Raw genomic sequence first — 314 nt, 5'->3', positions numbered from 1 at the left:
ACGTCAATTGGTAAAGTCGTTAATTTGTCTGTGATTCGTTTGATGTTATCAATCCCAAGACCCGTATCTATTAATACAGCCTTGTTATTGCCGATCAACAAAAATGAATGAACCTTCTCCCAATGGCCATACTCACTAATCGCATATGTATCATTATAAATCTTCTGCACTGTAAACCATTTATCCTCAAACATTGAGCGCCTCCTTCATTTGCTAGTAATCTGATTATATCATGTGAAGAGGTTTGTGAACGGAGGGACGGTTCTGGTGTTTCTGAATTGTTGTTAGAGTGAATTCGAGGTACTATGTGGGAT

General features: G+C 38.2%; 1 pseudogene. It reads right to left on the bottom strand.

The annotated features are described in order from the left end of the window. Positions 1-194, bottom strand: a pseudogene (locus tag AOA60_RS07550) (MBL fold metallo-hydrolase); the annotation flags it as partial. Positions 195-314: the final 120 nt, after the last annotated feature.

The sequence above is a fragment of the Pseudomonas sp. 2822-17 genome, assembly GCF_002742485.1.
Lineage (GTDB): Bacteria > Pseudomonadota > Gammaproteobacteria > Pseudomonadales > Pseudomonadaceae > Aquipseudomonas > Aquipseudomonas cyclaminis.
The sequence above is the reverse complement of the archived record's forward strand: the minus strand, read 5'-3'. Positions and strand labels throughout refer to the sequence as shown.